We start from the raw sequence: 14,912 nt of genomic DNA, 5'->3' as shown, positions 1-14,912 counted from the left end.
TGGACGACTGGGGGCAGTAATCATGCCGGGTCTGGCTGGCTAACACCCCATTATAAGGGGTACGAATAAAGTAACGGGGACTTGCAGGCTGGCAGCGCGATGACCTGCTATTAGAAGAAGGTGCAGTAGAGCTGCCGGAAGGAGAGTTTAACGCCGCGTTTAATCCTGAAGCAGTGGTGAAAGTAACCGATGTGTTATTGGCAAGCCATGAAAATACGGCGCAAATTATTGATGCCCGCCCGGCTGCACGTTTTAACGCAGAAGTTGATGAACCTCGCCCAGGTTTACGTCGCGGACATATTCCCGGTGCATTGAACGTTCCGTGGACGGAACTGGTGCGCGAAGGCGAACTAAAAACGACCGATGAACTGGATGCGATATTTTTTGGTCGCGGCGTCAGCTATGACAAACCGATTATCGTCAGCTGCGGCTCTGGTGTAACGGCAGCCGTGGTTTTGTTAGCACTCGCGACGCTGGATGTGCCAAACGTGAAACTGTACGACGGCGCATGGAGTGAATGGGGCGCGCGGGCAGATTTACCGGTTGAGCCAGTGAAATAAGTATATTACAGGCAATAAAAAACCGCCGAATTTGGCGTTTTTTTATTGCTGGTCTGGTTCGCGGCCTTTCCAGCAGGTTGACTTGTGTTACATGAGCAACGCAGGTGCTTCACAGCAAAACAATACTCACCAGTAACTCTCTTTTTGTCAAGCAAAAGAGAGTAATTATTGTTTATTTAGCGTATTATCGACACCGGCCCTTTCCGCCGTGTTCGGTAATAAAATAACCTGGCTTATTAGTCCGAATTCAGACAAATATAAACAAATCCTGCTCAAAATTAAAAATTCTAACCGGTAAAAGATATTACTTAAACATGTAAATTTACTTTCCTTTAAAAAACAAAAAACCGCCAAAATCAGGCGGTTATTTGTTGCTGGTCCGGTTCGCGGCCTTTCCAGCAGGTTGTATTACCGTAGTAATGCAAGCGCGTCTCAGCGGAGACAATACTCGCCAGTAACTCTCTTTTTGTCAAGCAAAAGAGAGTTATTATTGTTCTGTTAGTGTATTATCCACTGCGGCCCTTTCCGCCGTCTCGCAAGCGGGCGCTGGCTTAAGGAAAGGATGTTCCGCGACCGTTAGAGCAAGCGCGTCTCAGCGCTTGCTATCGCGGCAATATCGCCAGTGGTGCTGTCGTGATGCGGTCTTCGCATGGACCGCACAATGAAGATACGGTGCTTCTGTATCGTACTTATTGTTTCTGGTGCGCTGTTTTCCCAAGTAAATAATAACCGGAGTCTCTCCGGCGACAATTTACTGGTGGTTAACAACCTTCAGAGCAGCAAGTAAGCCCGAATGCCGCCCTTTAGGGCGGCATATTTTAGATTATCCGGTTTTGTTTAAAGTCACGCAAAAAACCACCCCAGCGACGTTCATAGAATGGCGCAATATGTTCGGTAATAAAGTGGCTAATTCCTTTTTCCCCTTTTTTCACCTGACAAATATCGATTGGTTCATCGCCAGGTAATGTATCGGTCGCTACACTTCCCGTCGCCTGAATAATTTCTTCGATATCACCATCGGCTTCAATGCCAATAAGTAAATTAGGCTGTGCCTCTTCGTTCTCTTTAATTGAACAAATAAAAGCACGCTTCACCGGCTTAATGGTTTTAAATAAGGTGGTGAGTGAATCAATCATTTGTGCTGGCGGCTCTGCGACTTCCGATAATATCAGCGATTCACCGCCTTCCAGGATTTCCTGGCTGCTCAGCGGATTTCCCTCTTCACCAATCAACAAACTGATTTCACGCGGCATAAATTCTTTACCGGTCGGCAGTTTGGCATTAAGGAAGAGCGTTTCGCCAAGGGTCATCTCAAACAATGTGCGAACGGGCATTACGACAAATGCCTGTTCGTCTTCAACCGCCTGTTGAAGCGCTTCTAACGAGGTGAAAAAAGGAATGACGCTGGTGCCGTCTTCTTTTTCCCAGTGCTGTAAATCAAGCGCACTATCTTCAACCACAGCCTCGCCCTGCGCCGCCGTACCAGGCACCCAGACGGTGGATTCCAGTAGAGTACGGAAAAAGGCCGGGCGGTGCGCCGGTTCGGTTGCTGCTTTTTCCAGCAGGTCTTCAAGTTCGTTTTTTGTTTCGGACATAAGAACCACAATTCATTCAACGTTCGGGGCGCAAATGCCTGATGCGCTACGCTTATCAGGCCTACAAGGGATTCGCAATTTGTTGAATTTGCAGAATTTGTAGGCCGGATAAGGCGTTTACGCCGCATCCGGCATATTAGTTTACGCCGTTAACAGATTAGCTATCGTGCGCACACCAAGTCCCGTAGCGCCCGCAGACCACTGTTCAACCGGCGCTTTACGGTAAGTCGCCGAGCAGTCGATATGCAGCCAGCCTTGCTGATAGTTCTCAACAAAGTGCGACAGGAAGCCCGCCGCCGTGCTCGCGCCTGCCGGATACGCCGCGCTTCCGGTATTGTTCAGTTCGGCAAAGTTAGACGGCAGCTGGCTGCGGTGGAATTCCGCCAGCGGCAGACGCCAGAATGGTTCGTTCTCTTGTGAGGCACTCGCCAGTAAACGACCGGCAAGCGCATCGTCAAAACTGAACAGCGCGTGATAATCATTACCCAGCGCAGTTTTCGCCGCCCCGGTGAGGGTCGCCGCATCAATGATCATTTCCGGTTTCTGCGCACTGGCATCAATCAGACCATCGGCAAGCACCAGACGCCCTTCGGCATCAGTGTTCATCACTTCAACTTTTTTACCGTTGCGATAGGTGATGATATCGCCCAGCTTGAACGCATTGCCGCTAATCAGGTTATCCGCACAGCAGAGGAACAGCTTCACGCGCTTGTTCAGTCCGCGCATAATGGCAAATGCCAGCGCCCCGGTAACCGTTGCCGCGCCGCCCATGTCCGACTTCATCGAGTCCATAAACGCAGTCTGTTTGATGCTGTAGCCGCCGGAGTCAAAAGTGATACCTTTACCTACCAGGCACGCGTACACCGGTGCTTCTTTATCGCCAGTTGGGTTGTAATCCAGCGCCAGCAATACCGGAGAACGTTCTGAACCGCGCCCGACAGTGTGCAGCCCCATATAACCTTGCTCACGCAGATCTTCGCCTTTGGTGATCCGATAAGTCACACGATCGCCCGCGACGTTGCTGATCAGATCAACAGCACGCTGTGCCAGTTGCGATGGTCCCAATTCTTCTGCCGGTGCGTTGATGGTGTCACGCACCCAGTCGATGATCATCAGGCGGTTATCCAGTTCCTGGCGCTGGGCATCGTCCAGATCCGGCCACTCCACTTTACGCGTGCCTTTCGGGCCTTTATAACCTTGCCAGAATGCCCAGCAGCGATCCGCATCCCAGCCTTCACCGCTTAACTGAACATGCTTGATGCCCAGACCGTCAATCTTGCGGGCCGCACGCTGGATCAGCCCCAGATCGTCTGCCCCGTTCAAATGCAGGGTAATGCCGTCATTATTAATGCTGTAAGTTGCTTTTTCTCCCCAGCGCGCGTCGGCAGGTTGGGTAGAGAGGGTAATCTTCATCGCTTCTGTCATTTTAGTTATCCTTATTCGTTTAACAGCAAAACGGGCTACCCCCAGGCAGCCCGTTCATTCACTCGGCTTCGTCCAGCCAGACTAACAAAATCGCTTCGAGGATTTTCTCGTTGGATGCCTGCGGGTCGTCGTCGAAATCTTCCAGATCGCAAATCCACTGATGCATATCGGTGAATCGAACCGTTTTCGGATCAAGATCGGGATACGCATCGTACAGTGCTTCGCCAATTTCGCGGCTATCGGTCCACTTAAGTCCCATACTAACCTCTGTTAATGCTCACGCGCATGGTTGATAGTGTAACGCGGGATTTCGACCACTAAATCTTCGTCGGTGACGCGCGCCTGGCAGCTTAAACGGCTTTCCGGCTCCAGTCCCCAGGCTTTGTCCAGCATGTCGTCTTCCTGCTCTGAGCTTTCCGGCAGTGAGTCAAAACCTTCACGAACGATGCAGTGGCAGGTGGTGCAAGCACAGGATTTTTCACAGGCGTGTTCAATCTCAATACCGTTACGCAGCGCTGCGTCGAGAATGGTTTCACCGCTATTAGCTTCCAGAACAGCGCCATCAGGGCAGAGGTCCTGATGAGGCAAAATAACAATCTTTGGCATATTAAACCTCGTCCACGGAATGGCCTTTCAGCGCACGACGAACCGACTGGTCCATGCGGCGAGCGGCGAAATCCTGGGTTTGTTTGTCTACGTTTTTAATCGCTTGTTCGATGGCGTCAACATCATCGCCCTGCGCCACTTCACTCAGGTGAGCGGCAGCATTGTCAATGACCTGACGCTCTGCGGCGCTTAACAGCGCGGCATCAGCAGCCAGCGCGCCGTGCAGACTTTCCAGCACACGCGCCGCTTCTACTTTTTGTTCTGCCAGCATACGGGCTTTTACGTCCTGCTCGGCATAGCTCATTGAGTCTTTGATCATCGAAGCGATTTCGCTATCGGTCAGACCGTAAGACGGTTTGACCTGAATAGACGCCTCAACGCCGGTGGATTTCTCCATCGCCGTCACGCTCAAAAGACCGTCGGCATCGACCTGGAACGTCACGCGAATATGCGCACCGCCAGCCGGTAGCGCCGGAATACCACGCAGCGCAAAACGCGCCAGTGAGCGGCAGTCCTGCACCAGTTCGCGCTCACCCTGCATTACATGGATAGACATCGCCGTCTGACCATCTTTAAAGGTGGTGAAATCCTGAGCGCGGGCCACCGGAATAGTGGTATTACGCGGAATCACTTTCTCCACCAGGCCGCCCATCGTTTCGAGGCCCAGCGACAGTGGGATCACATCAAGCAGCAGCATTTCGCTGTCTGGCTTGTTACCCACCAGAATATCCGCCTGAATCGCCGCGCCAATAGCGACGACTTTATCCGGGTCGATGGAAGTCAGCGGTGGACGACCGAAAAATTCGCCTACCCGTTCACGCACCAGCGGCACGCGAGTAGAACCGCCCACCATCACCACTTCCAGCACTTCGTCAGCTTCTACACCCGCGTCTTTCAGCGCGCGACGACAAGCCAGTAAGGTTCGTTTTACCAGTGGCGCGATCAGTTCATTGAATTGTTCACGGCTGATTTCGCCCTGCCAGCCCGCAACGTTAACGGTCACGGAGTCCGCATCGCTCAGCGCGATTTTGGCTGCAATGGTGGCATCCAGCAGTTCACGCTGAACGCGGTTATCGCTACGATCAGGAATGTCCGCCTGCTCGCGAATGTAATCCGCCAGCAGATGGTCGAAATCATCGCCGCCGAGCGCGGAATCACCGCCGGTTGCCAGCACTTCAAACACGCCGCGACTTAAGCGCAGAATGGAAATATCAAACGTCCCGCCACCGAGGTCATAAACAGCGATCACGCCTTCCTGACCGGAATCCAGCCCGTAGGCGATAGCCGCAGCAGTCGGTTCGTTAAGTAAGCGCAGAACATGCAACCCCGCCAGACGCGCCGCGTCTTTGGTGCCCTGACGCTGGGCATCGTCAAAGTACGCCGGAACGGTGATAACTACACCATCCAGCTCGCCTGCCAGGGCTTCAGTTGCCCGCGCCGCCAGTGCTTTGAGGATGTCCGCAGAAACGCGCACCGGGTTCAGTAGCCCCGCCGCCGTTTCAATCATCGGCAGGCCGTTTTCGCTGGCCTGGAATTGATAAGGCAGATGCGGATAGCGTTGCTGGATATCAGCCAGCGAGCGCCCCATCAGGCGTTTAACAGAACTAATGGTGTTGGCGGTGTCAAGCGCTGCGTTAGTACGCGCGTCATAACCCACCGAATGCCCTTGCTGTTGATAGTGAACAACAGATGGCAGCAGGTGACGGCCTTCATGGTCGGCTAACGTTTCGGCCTGACCGCTGCGCACTGTCGCCACCAGCGAGTTGGTTGTGCCCAGGTCAATACCAGCCGCCAGACGACGCTGATGCGGCGCAGCACTCAAACCAGGTTCACTAATTTGTAATAAGGCCATGTTTAGCTTCCAGAAATTAAAAATCGAGCAGTTTTTCTTCGAGTTGTTCGGCACTGCTCCGCAGTTTATCGAGAAAACGCAGCTTACGCACCGTATCCGCCGCCGCGTCCCACGCCTCGTTGTCTAACTGTTCAACCATCAACTGATGGCGGGTATCAAACATCTTTTTCACACGTTTGATAAAGCTTTCCAGCCGCGCTTCATCTTTCGCCTGTTCGATCTCGTCCAGCTCTTCGCGCAGCTCCAACTGTTCCATCAGGAACGCGGTGTCGCGCACAGTATGCTGCTCGCTGGCGAGATCAAAACCGTGTAAAGAAAGCAAATATTCCGCGCGCATTAACGGATGACGCAGCGTTTGCCAGGCCTGGTTAATGGTTGCAGATTGCTGTACGGCGGCGAGTTGTTCCGCCAGGCTTCCGCTGGCGAATTTATCAGGATGATACTGACGTTGTAGATCCTGAAAACGCAGGCTCAGTGCCTGGGTATCGAGTTGATAACGGGCAGGCAAGCCAAAGAGGGTGAAGTAATCCATAACATTCTCAGGGCTGCGATCCGCCGCGATAACGGCGAATCAGGTAAAACAAACCCCACGCGCAGGCGACCACGGTGGGGTTATCGGTATGCGCATCAAACGTGGAAGCTTTCGCCGCAACCACACTCATCTTTAACGTTCGGGTTGGTGAATTTAAACCCTTCATTCAGGCCTTCTTTTACGAAGTCCAGCTGCGTACCGTCCAGAAATTGCAGGCTTTTGCCATCGACCACGACTTTCACGCCTTTGTCTTCAAACACGATGTCTTCCGGCGTCGGTTCGTCAACAAATTCCAGTACATAAGCCATACCTGAACATCCGGAGGTTCTCACGCCCAGACGCAGGCCAAACCCTTTGCCGCGGTTAGCCAGAAAGGTATTTACTCGCGCTGCTGCACTGTCGCTCAGTGTAATCGACATAACCAAACCTCAACTCTTATTTTGCTTCACGTTTGCTTTTATAGTCCGCAATGGCGGCTTTGATCGCGTCTTCTGCCAGAATAGAACAGTGAATTTTCACCGGCGGCAGTTCAAGTTCTTCAGCAATATCGGTGTTTTTGATCGCCTGCGCTTCGTCGAGAGACTTCCCTTTCACCCATTCGGTGACCAGGGAGCTGGAAGCGATAGCGGAACCGCAGCCGTAAGTTTTAAAACGCGCGTCTTCAATGATACCTTCATCGTTGACTTTAATCTGCAACTTCATTACGTCGCCACAGGCCGGTGCACCCACCATGCCGCTGCCGACGTTCTCGTCGTTGTTATCAAAGGAACCCACGTTACGCGGATTCTCGTAATGGTCGATAACTTTTTCGCTGTAAGCCATTATAAATTCTCCTGATTCCGATACCGATTAATGATGAGCCCATTCGATGCTGTTCAGATCCACGCCCTGCTTGTACATTTCCCACAGCGGAGAAAGGTCACGCAGACGACCGATGGATTTACGAACTAACTCGATGGTGTAGTCGATCTCTTCTTCAGTAGTAAAACGACCTAAAGAGAAACGGATAGAGCTATGTGCCAGCTCGTCGTTCAGCCCCAGCGCGCGCAGCACGTAGGACGGTTCGAGGCTTGCTGACGTACAGGCGGAACCTGAAGAAACTGCGAGGTCTTTCAGCGCCATAATCAGCGACTCACCTTCAACGTAGTTGAAGCTGACGTTGAGAATGTTCGGCGCACCGTGTTCCAGGTCACCGTTCAGGTAAACTTCTTCGATATCTTTGATGCCGTTCCACAGACGGTTACGCAGGCCGCGCAGACGTTCCATCTCGGTCGCCATCTCTTCTTTTGCGATGCGATAGGCTTCGCCCATTCCGACGATCTGGTGAACAGGCAGAGTGCCGGAACGCATACCGCGCTCGTGACCGCCGCCGTGCATTTGCGCTTCGATGCGTACACGCGGTTTACGACGCACATACAGCGCACCGATACCTTTCGGGCCATAGATTTTGTGACCGGAGAAAGACATCAGGTCAACTTTCAACTGGCTCAGGTCGATTGGCAGTTTGCCCACGCTCTGGGTTGCATCAACGTGATAGATAATGCCACGAGCACGGCACATTTCGCCGATAGCCGCGATATCCTGCACCACGCCGATTTCGTTATTTACGTGCATGATGGAAACAAGGATGGTGTCGTCACGCATCGCCGCTTCGAGTTCTTTCAGGTCGATAATACCGTTACGCTGCGGTGCCAGGTAGGTGACTTCGAAACCTTCGCGCTCCAGCTGACGGCAAGTATCCAGTACCGCTTTGTGTTCGGTTTTGCTGGTGATGATGTGCTTGCCTTTTTTCTGATAAAAGTTGGCTGCACCTTTGATCGCCAGGTTGTCAGATTCGGTTGCACCAGAGGTAAAGACGATTTCACGCGGATCAGCGCCGACCAGATCGGCAATCTGATTACGGGCGATATCTACCGCTTCTTCAGCCTGCCAGCCGAAACGGTGAGAACGAGAGGCCGGGTTACCAAAGGTTCCGTCCATCGTCATGAACTGCATCATTTTCTCGGCAACACGCGGGTCCACCGGCGTGGTTGCGGAGTAGTCGAGATAAATCGGTAATTTCATTGCTCTATAAACTCCGTACATCACTCAATGCAAGGAATCAGGCTACCGGCTGGATGTACGACCGTGTTTACGGAGTATTTAGCACTCCGGCCTGATTCTGAATTCTTTTTATTAAGCGCGTAACTTAACGTCGATCGCGTCTTGTGTGCGGGTGCGTGGCGCGTCGTGAGTATGCTGACGACCAGACACATCCAGCACTTCCTGGTTATTAACCAGTTCGCCTAAAGTAATGTTGTTGAGAAAACCGGTGAGACGGTCGCTCAAATCACGCCACAGCGCGTGGGTCAGGCATTTATCGCCGCCCTGGCAGCCGCCTTTACCCTGACAACGGGTGGCATCTACAGATTCGTCAACGGCGCTAATCACTTCGCCAACGGCGATGCTGCTGGCATCTTTGCCTAACAGATAACCACCGCCTGGTCCACGTACGCTGGAAACCAGACCATTTTTACGCAGACGGGAAAACAGTTGTTCCAGATAAGAAAGGGAAATTCCCTGACGTTCGGAAATATCAGCCAACGGTACCGGGCCCGCTTCAGAGTTGAGCGCAACGTCAAGCATTGCGGTCACGGCATAGCGCCCTTTAGATGTCAGTCTCATGTCTTACTTCACCTCAAACTCGCCCCTGCCCGGGGTTTTTTATTGTAAAAGTGGGGGTATTGCATAGCAGGGTCAAGTCTGACATTCCCGAGTAAATTGGTCAACTATTTACTTGACTGATTTAGTCGGGTATTTAACCTTCAGTGCCATTTTTTTATCGTGGCGTTTGTACCTGTTGTCGGATGCGGTGTGAACACCTTATCCGACCTACGATTCTGTACATTGTAGGCCTGATAAGACGCGTTAAGCGTCGCATCAGGCAACCACTGTTATTCGGCCTTGTTACCTTTATTCTGCTGCTCAATAGAAGCCAGAATCCCGCGCAGGATATTCAATTCCTGGCTTTCCGGGCGCGCACGGGTAAACAGACGGCGCAATTTATTCATCACCTGCCCCGGATGGTTTTCACGGATAAAACCGGTTGCCAGCAGCGTTTGTTCCAGATGACCATAAAAACGCTCCAGATCATCGACCAGCGGATACGGCGTCTCTTCATGCTCGACCTGCTCGCCATTTTCCTGAGTTGCCAGCCAGGCCATACGCACTTCATAGGCAATAACCTGAACCGCCATTGCCAGGTTCAGCGAACTGTATTCCGGGTTTGCCGCAATCGCGACATGATAATGGCATTTCTGCAACTCTTCATTGGTCAAGCCGACGCGCTCACGACCAAACACCAGCGCCACCGGGGTATTTGCCGCTTCAGCGACGCTTTTCAGACCGCATTCGCGCGGGTCGAGCATCGGCCACGGCAGCGTGCGGGAGCGTGCGCTGGTGCCCACCACCAGGCTACAACCGGCTAACGCTTCGTCGAGCGTATCGACGATGTGAGCATTACCAATCACATCGCTGGCCCCTGCAGCCAGGGCAATCGCCTGGGAGTCGGGTTTCACCAGTGGATTAACCAGCCACAGATTGGTTAATCCCATTGTTTTCATGGCACGGGCAACAGAACCCATATTGCCGGTGTGTGACGTCTCCACCAGCACAATTCGAATATTTTGCAGCATTGTCTTTCTTCATCTAAAGATTATTCACGCATCTTATCATAAAACGAAGACAGATGCCGATCTCGCTGCTATACTCTGCGCCGTTTTCCCGTTCTTTAACATCCAGTGAGAGAGACCGATGCATCCGATGCTGAACATCGCCGTGCGCGCAGCGCGCAAGGCGGGTAATTTAATTGCCAAAAACTATGAAACCCCGGACGCTGTAGAAGCGAGCCAGAAAGGCAGTAACGATTTCGTGACCAACGTAGATAAAGCTGCCGAAGCGGTGATTATCGACACGATTCGTAAATCTTACCCACAGCACACCATCATCACCGAAGAAAGCGGTGAACTTGAAGGTACTGATCAGGATGTTCAATGGGTTATCGATCCACTGGATGGTACTACCAACTTTATCAAACGTCTGCCGCACTTCGCGGTATCTATCGCCGTTCGTATCAAAGGCCGCACCGAAGTTGCTGTGGTATACGATCCTATGCGTAACGAACTGTTCACCGCCACTCGCGGTCAAGGCGCACAGCTGAACGGCTACCGTCTGCGCGGTAGCACCGCTCGCGATCTCGACGGTACCATTCTGGCGACCGGCTTCCCGTTCAAAGCAAAACAGTACGCCACTACCTACATCAACATCGTCGGCAAGCTGTTCAACGAATGTGCAGACTTCCGTCGTACCGGTTCTGCGGCGCTGGATCTGGCTTACGTCGCTGCGGGTCGTGTTGACGGTTTCTTTGAAATCGGTCTGCGTCCGTGGGATTTCGCGGCAGGCGAGCTGCTGGTTCGTGAAGCGGGCGGCATCGTCAGCGACTTCACCGGTGGTCATAACTATATGCTGACCGGTAACATCGTTGCTGGTAACCCGCGTGTTGTGAAAGCCATACTGGCGAACATGCGTGACGAGTTAAGCGACGCTCTGAAGCATTAATGACTCAGGCGGGTGATATCACTCACCCGCCCTCGCCTTTCAGGCGCTATTCCGAAATACTTCCTCACCGCTTTACTTTCTTTCGTCACTCTCCCACCATCTTTCCCCGATTAATGGATGATAAAGAAGTCGCAAGGAAAGGTTATGGCACTGCCAGTGAACAAACGCGTTCCCAAAATTCTGTTTATTCTCTTTGTTGTTGCCTTCTGCGTTTATTTAGTGCCGCGCGTTGCCATCAACTTCTTCTATTATCCTGACGATAAAATTTACGGTCCCGACCCCTGGTCGGCGGAATCCGTCGAATTTACGGCTAAGGACGGTACTCGTCTGCAAGGCTGGTTTATTCCTTCTTCGACGGGCCCTGCTGACAACGCCATCGCAACCATCATTCATGCTCACGGCAATGCCGGAAATATGTCCGCCCACTGGCCGCTGGTCAGTTGGTTACCTGAGCGTAATTTCAACGTTTTTATGTTTGATTATCGCGGGTTTGGTAAATCAAAAGGCACTCCGTCCCAGGCCGGATTGCTGGACGATACGCAAAGCGCCATCAATGTGGTGCGCCATCGCAGTGATGTAAACCCACAACAGCTGGTGCTGTTCGGGCAGAGTATTGGCGGGGCGAATATTCTTGCTGTTATTGGTCAGGGTGATCGTGAAGGCATACGTGCGGTGATCCTCGACTCCACATTTGCCTCTTATGCAACCATCGCCAACCAGATGATCCCCGGCAGTGGCTACTTACTTGATGAGAGTTACAGCGGCGAAAATTACATCGCCAGCGTCAGCCCGATCCCGCTTTTACTCATTCACGGTAAAGCCGATCACGTTATCCCATGGCAGCACAGCGAAAAGTTGTATAGCCTGGCAAAAGAGCCAAAACGGTTGATCCTAATCCCGGATGGCGAACACATTGATGCTTTTTCCGATCGTCACGGCAATGTTTATCGCGAACAGATGGTGGACTTTATCCTTAGCGCGTTGAATCCGCAGAACTAACCCATGATCGCTAGCACGATAATCATTCACAAAACCACCTTAAGACATGCTAATCCACTGGTCAGAACAGTTTAAAATGAGAAAAATTCTGTGACGCTTGCCAACATTTCTGATGATTAGCATTCCCTTCGCCATTTCCCTGAGCAAACTTTAGCTATTCTTATCAATTATGCTTATGGGAGATCTACAGATGATGCCTACGCTTGCTCCACCATCTGTCCTTTCGGCTCCCCAGCGCCGCTGCCAGATCTTGCTGACGCTCTTTCAGCCGGGGTTGACCGCCACCATGGCAACCTTCAGCGAGCTTAATGGTGTGGATGATGATATTGCCAGTCTTGATATCAGCGAAACAGGACGGGAGATCCTGCGCTATCATCAACTCACACTGACGACTGGTTATGACGGTAGCTACCGGGTTGAAGGTACAGTGCTTAACCAACGTTTGTGTTTATTTCACTGGCTACGACGTGGTTTCCGTCTGTGTCCGTCATTTATTACCAGCCAATTCACCCCCGCCCTGAAGAGTGAACTGAAGCGGCGCGGAATTGCGCGTAACTTTTACGACGATACCAATCTACAAGCGTTAGTGAATCTCTGCTCCCGACGGCTGCAAAAACGCTTTGAATCGCGCGATATTCATTTCCTGTGTCTGTATCTGCAATATTGTTTGCTGCAGCACCACGCTGGAATTACGCCTCAGTTTAATCCGCTCCAACGTCGCTGGGCGGAATCCTGCCTTGAATTTCAGGTAGCGCAGGAAATTGGACGCCACTGGCAGCGTCGGGCGCTCCAGCATGTACCGCCTGATGAGCCACTGTTTATGGCATTACTTTTTTCCATGTTGCGGGTTCCCGATCCACTGCGGGATGCGCATCAGCGGGACAGACAATTGCGTCAGTCTATCAAACGTCTGGTAAACCATTTTCGTGAGCTGGGAAATGTTCGTTTTTATGATGAACAGGGGTTATGTGATCAGCTTTATATCCACCTCGCCCAGGCGTTAAATCGCAGTTTGTTTGCCATCGGTATTGATAATACCCTGCAGGAAGAGTTCGCCAGACTGTATCCACGCCTGGTACGCACCACCCGCGCGGCGCTGGCCGGATTTGAAAGTGAATACGGCGTCCATCTTTCTGATGAGGAAAGTGGTCTGGTCGCGGTGATTTTCGGTGCCTGGCTAATGCAGGAAAACGATCTGCATGAAAAACAGATTATTCTACTGACCGGGAATGATAGCGAGCGAGAAGCGCAGATTGAGCAGCAGTTACGCGAACTAACGTTACTGCCGCTCAACATTAAGCATATGTCGGTAAAGGCATTTTTGCAGACAGGCGCTCCGCGTGGCGCGGCACTGATTATTGCGCCTTATACCATGCCGTTACCGCTCTTTTCACCACCGCTGATCTATACGGACCTGACGCTGACAACACATCAACAGGAGCAGATCCGCAAAATGCTCGAATCAGCATGAGGGAACAACTTTCGGGCGCAAAAACATTGCCGGAAGCGCCACCAGCGCCATTACCCAGAACACGCCGTGGCCCAGATATTGATACAGGAAACCGGCGAAAACGGTCATGATAGCGATACTGCCGCCCATCGCGACGGCAGAGTAAACCGCCTGTAAACGGATGACTTCGCTAACCTGGCGAGCAGCAATATAACGCATGGCGGCCAGGTGGCAGACCGTGAAGGTGCCGCAATGCAGAATTTGCACCACTATCAACCACGGCAACGCCGTAGTTGCTCCCATAATGCCCCAGCGCACTACGCCGCAAATCGCCGAGATCAACAGCATATCGCGAGCACTACAACGGCGGAAAAGTTTATTACTCAGCGCAAAGATAATGACTTCCGCCACCACGCCCAGCGACCACAAATACCCCACCGCCGAGGCCGAGTAGCCAGCTGCCTGCCAGTAAATGGCGCTAAAACCGTAATAGGCCGCATGTGCCCCCTGCAATAAACAAACGCAGGCCAGAAAGCGCCAGTTCTGGCGAACCAGCGCCAACCACGCAGACCAACCGGTGCTCTCCTGCTGGCGGCTTGCCCCTTGTGGCTGAATCGTCGGACGGATGAGAAAGCCGAGCAGCATGGATGCCACGCCCAACGTCAACAGCACGAGGATCACCCGATAATCAAACATAGTGACCAGTTTGCCCGTCAGCGCCGAGCCAATGACAAACGCCACCGAGCCCCACAGTCGCACTTTGCCGTAATCAAGCGGGAACTGCTTTTGCCACGTATTCGCCAGTGCATCGGTCAACGGTACCAGCGGTGAGAAAAAGAGGTTAAAGCCAATCATCACCAGCATCAGCCACGCTACGTGCGCCCCCGCCCAGAAGGCGACAGCAAAGAGAAGTGGCAGCAGTGCCAGCACGCGCAAGGCGGAAATCAGGCGGGAAGGATCGCTGACGCGGGGCGCGATGAGCAAACTCCCGAGAAAACGGGCAACCAGACCTGCCCCCAATAACAGGCCGATGGTTTCTGGCGTTAAACCAATCCCTTTAAGCCAGACGCTCCAGAAAGGTAAAAAAATGCCGTAACTAAAAAAGTATGTGAAATAGCCGAGCGCCAACCAGCGCGTGGATTGCAAAACCATGAGTCCCTCCCGTCAGGAGGCGTTAGTCTGGGGTTAATCGAATGTTGGTGCAAGTTGAAAAATAAGAATATTCGAGCCTGCTTCCCGATGTCTGTAACGCCAGTTCACAAGCACTAAAAAACTGCGATCCGCGACGCATGTTGCA

16 protein-coding genes and 1 pseudogene are annotated in these 14,912 nt (G+C 52.4%); 5 read left to right on the top strand and 12 right to left on the bottom strand.

What is annotated here, in order from left to right; genetic code table 11:
* Window positions 1-77: 77 nt before the first annotated feature.
* Both sseA and timP read left to right on the top strand, forming a co-directional pair.
* A pseudogene (gene sseA, locus ABZJ92_RS07825) lies at window positions 78-560 on the top strand (3-mercaptopyruvate sulfurtransferase); the annotation flags it as partial.
* A 661-nt stretch (window positions 561-1,221) separates the two neighbouring features.
* Entirely contained in the window at window positions 1,222-1,347 is a 126-nt protein-coding gene (timP, locus tag ABZJ92_RS07820) for a small toxic inner membrane protein TimP (protein WP_001385884.1), read from the top strand.
* A 31-nt stretch (window positions 1,348-1,378) separates the two neighbouring features.
* Here the strand turns inward: timP and sseB are convergent, their stop codons facing one another.
* The 11 genes from sseB to trmJ form a co-directional block, all read right to left on the bottom strand.
* The gene (gene sseB / locus ABZJ92_RS07815; RefSeq protein WP_001295479.1) at window positions 1,379-2,155 is read right to left on the bottom strand and encodes an enhanced serine sensitivity protein SseB; all 777 of its coding nucleotides are present in this window, start codon (window positions 2,153-2,155) and stop codon (window positions 1,379-1,381) included.
* A 141-nt stretch (window positions 2,156-2,296) separates the two neighbouring features.
* Window positions 2,297-3,580: an aminopeptidase PepB gene (pepB, locus tag ABZJ92_RS07810; RefSeq protein WP_000133598.1), complete on the bottom strand. Its 1,284-nt coding sequence runs from the start codon at window positions 3,578-3,580 to the stop codon at window positions 2,297-2,299.
* Window positions 3,581-3,638: 58 nt separating this feature from the next.
* Entirely contained in the window at window positions 3,639-3,839 is a 201-nt protein-coding gene (gene iscX, locus ABZJ92_RS07805; protein WP_000523616.1) for a Fe-S cluster assembly protein IscX, read from the bottom strand.
* Window positions 3,840-3,850: 11 nt separating this feature from the next.
* A complete protein-coding gene (fdx, locus tag ABZJ92_RS07800; RefSeq protein WP_001124469.1) occupies window positions 3,851-4,186 on the bottom strand; it encodes an ISC system 2Fe-2S type ferredoxin in 336 nt (111 codons plus the stop codon).
* Between the two features lies 1 nt (window position 4,187).
* Complete coding sequence (gene hscA / locus ABZJ92_RS07795) at window positions 4,188-6,038, bottom strand: Fe-S protein assembly chaperone HscA (RefSeq protein WP_001196601.1); 1,851 nt, start codon at window positions 6,036-6,038, stop codon at window positions 4,188-4,190.
* A 16-nt stretch (window positions 6,039-6,054) separates the two neighbouring features.
* Window positions 6,055-6,570: a co-chaperone HscB gene (gene hscB / locus ABZJ92_RS07790; protein ID WP_000384405.1), complete on the bottom strand. Its 516-nt coding sequence runs from the start codon at window positions 6,568-6,570 to the stop codon at window positions 6,055-6,057.
* A 95-nt stretch (window positions 6,571-6,665) separates the two neighbouring features.
* A complete protein-coding gene (iscA, locus tag ABZJ92_RS07785) occupies window positions 6,666-6,989 on the bottom strand; it encodes an iron-sulfur cluster assembly protein IscA (protein WP_000028953.1) in 324 nt (107 codons plus the stop codon).
* Window positions 6,990-7,005: 16 nt separating this feature from the next.
* The gene (gene iscU / locus ABZJ92_RS07780; protein ID WP_000331707.1) at window positions 7,006-7,392 is read right to left on the bottom strand and encodes a Fe-S cluster assembly scaffold IscU; all 387 of its coding nucleotides are present in this window, start codon (window positions 7,390-7,392) and stop codon (window positions 7,006-7,008) included.
* A 27-nt stretch (window positions 7,393-7,419) separates the two neighbouring features.
* Window positions 7,420-8,634: a cysteine desulfurase gene (gene iscS / locus ABZJ92_RS07775; protein ID WP_001295373.1), complete on the bottom strand. Its 1,215-nt coding sequence runs from the start codon at window positions 8,632-8,634 to the stop codon at window positions 7,420-7,422.
* A 111-nt stretch (window positions 8,635-8,745) separates the two neighbouring features.
* On the bottom strand, window positions 8,746-9,234 hold the full coding sequence (gene iscR, locus ABZJ92_RS07770; protein WP_001241357.1) for a Fe-S cluster assembly transcriptional regulator IscR: 489 nt from the start codon (window positions 9,232-9,234) through the stop codon (window positions 8,746-8,748).
* 269 nt (window positions 9,235-9,503) lie between these two features.
* Complete coding sequence (trmJ, locus tag ABZJ92_RS07765) at window positions 9,504-10,244, bottom strand: tRNA (cytosine(32)/uridine(32)-2'-O)-methyltransferase TrmJ (RefSeq protein WP_000940019.1); 741 nt, start codon at window positions 10,242-10,244, stop codon at window positions 9,504-9,506.
* A gap of 118 nt (window positions 10,245-10,362) precedes the next feature.
* Here trmJ and suhB point away from each other — a divergent pair, with 118 nt between their 5' ends.
* The 3 genes from suhB to csiE all read left to right on the top strand — a co-directional run bounded on the left by suhB (window position 10,363) and on the right by csiE (window position 13,636).
* Window positions 10,363-11,166 carry an inositol-1-monophosphatase gene (suhB, locus tag ABZJ92_RS07760; protein ID WP_000553449.1) on the top strand — a complete coding sequence of 268 codons (804 nt, stop codon included), beginning with the start codon at window positions 10,363-10,365 and terminating at the stop codon, window positions 11,164-11,166.
* Between the two features lie 144 nt (window positions 11,167-11,310).
* Complete coding sequence (locus ABZJ92_RS07755; protein WP_005047302.1) at window positions 11,311-12,165, top strand: alpha/beta hydrolase; 855 nt, start codon at window positions 11,311-11,313, stop codon at window positions 12,163-12,165.
* 190 nt (window positions 12,166-12,355) lie between these two features.
* Window positions 12,356-13,636, top strand: coding sequence for a stationary phase inducible protein CsiE (gene csiE / locus ABZJ92_RS07750; protein WP_025745380.1), 1,281 nt, complete (start codon window positions 12,356-12,358; stop codon window positions 13,634-13,636).
* Here csiE and ABZJ92_RS07745 read toward each other — a convergent pair.
* Window positions 13,628-14,767 (bottom strand): 3-phenylpropionate MFS transporter, encoded by a 1,140-nt coding sequence (locus ABZJ92_RS07745; protein WP_000244177.1) that lies wholly within the window; start codon window positions 14,765-14,767, stop codon window positions 13,628-13,630. The two genes, csiE and ABZJ92_RS07745, sit on opposite strands and share 9 nt — an antisense overlap.
* Window positions 14,768-14,912 lie beyond the last annotated feature (145 nt).

Source organism: Shigella sp. FJ200513, from assembly GCF_040495915.1.
Lineage (GTDB): Bacteria > Pseudomonadota > Gammaproteobacteria > Enterobacterales > Enterobacteriaceae > ECMA0423.
Note: the sequence above shows the minus strand (reverse complement) of the source record. Positions and strands in the feature narration are given on the sequence as shown.

Coding starts and splice junctions, on each gene's coding strand:
- timP (WP_001385884.1), top strand. CDS start 1,222: ATGAAGATACGGTGCTTCTGTATCGTACTTATTGTTTCTGGTGCGCTG.
- sseB (WP_001295479.1), bottom strand. CDS start 2,155: ATGTCCGAAACAAAAAACGAACTTGAAGACCTGCTGGAAAAAGCAGCA.
- pepB (WP_000133598.1), bottom strand. CDS start 3,580: ATGACAGAAGCGATGAAGATTACCCTCTCTACCCAACCTGCCGACGCG.
- iscX (WP_000523616.1), bottom strand. CDS start 3,839: ATGGGACTTAAGTGGACCGATAGCCGCGAAATTGGCGAAGCACTGTAC.
- fdx (WP_001124469.1), bottom strand. CDS start 4,186: ATGCCAAAGATTGTTATTTTGCCTCATCAGGACCTCTGCCCTGATGGC.
- hscA (WP_001196601.1), bottom strand. CDS start 6,038: ATGGCCTTATTACAAATTAGTGAACCTGGTTTGAGTGCTGCGCCGCAT.
- hscB (WP_000384405.1), bottom strand. CDS start 6,570: ATGGATTACTTCACCCTCTTTGGCTTGCCTGCCCGTTATCAACTCGAT.
- iscA (WP_000028953.1), bottom strand. CDS start 6,989: ATGTCGATTACACTGAGCGACAGTGCAGCAGCGCGAGTAAATACCTTT.
- iscU (WP_000331707.1), bottom strand. CDS start 7,392: ATGGCTTACAGCGAAAAAGTTATCGACCATTACGAGAATCCGCGTAAC.
- iscS (WP_001295373.1), bottom strand. CDS start 8,634: ATGAAATTACCGATTTATCTCGACTACTCCGCAACCACGCCGGTGGAC.
- iscR (WP_001241357.1), bottom strand. CDS start 9,234: ATGAGACTGACATCTAAAGGGCGCTATGCCGTGACCGCAATGCTTGAC.
- trmJ (WP_000940019.1), bottom strand. CDS start 10,244: ATGCTGCAAAATATTCGAATTGTGCTGGTGGAGACGTCACACACCGGC.
- suhB (WP_000553449.1), top strand. CDS start 10,363: ATGCATCCGATGCTGAACATCGCCGTGCGCGCAGCGCGCAAGGCGGGT.
- ABZJ92_RS07755 (WP_005047302.1), top strand. CDS start 11,311: ATGGCACTGCCAGTGAACAAACGCGTTCCCAAAATTCTGTTTATTCTC.
- csiE (WP_025745380.1), top strand. CDS start 12,356: ATGATGCCTACGCTTGCTCCACCATCTGTCCTTTCGGCTCCCCAGCGC.
- ABZJ92_RS07745 (WP_000244177.1), bottom strand. CDS start 14,767: ATGGTTTTGCAATCCACGCGCTGGTTGGCGCTCGGCTATTTCACATAC.